The 367-nt window shown below is 57.5% G+C and carries 1 protein-coding gene; it reads left to right on the plus strand.

The genetic code is table 11. The features are described 5' to 3' along the window. Positions 1-31: 31 nt before the first annotated feature. A partial coding sequence (locus tag SB816_RS30180) for a hypothetical protein (protein ID WP_410548015.1) occupies positions 32-367 on the plus strand: 336 nt, incomplete at its 3' end.

A 367-nucleotide genomic window follows, 5' to 3' on the forward strand; every position in this document is an offset into this window, starting at 1 on the left:
CCGGCCATTGCGAAATGTCTCCGCAGCGAAGATGATCGGGCGAATCGGCGGGGCAACAGCCCCGGTGGCCGCAGAAAGCATGCATGCAAAGGACAATTTCCCGATGACCACCTCCGAGACAGGCACGGGGATTGCCGGTGTTACCATTTCCGGAAATGGCTTCACCGCCGAGATCGCTTACGAGGGTGCAACTCTTCTGAGCTGGCAGCCGCGGCTTGCCGATGGCAGCGAATCTGAAAACCTTATCGAGGGCTATTTGACACCTGCGGAGTTGCAATCGCAAAGTGGCGTGAGAAACGGCATTCTCGCCCCTTTCACCAATCGTATTCCGGACGGCAAGTTCAGTTTCGGTGGAGAGATGCACCGT

The sequence above is a fragment of the Achromobacter sp. SIMBA_011 genome, from assembly GCF_046535435.1.
Taxonomy (GTDB): Bacteria; Pseudomonadota; Gammaproteobacteria; order Burkholderiales; family Burkholderiaceae_B; genus Achromobacter; species Achromobacter dolens.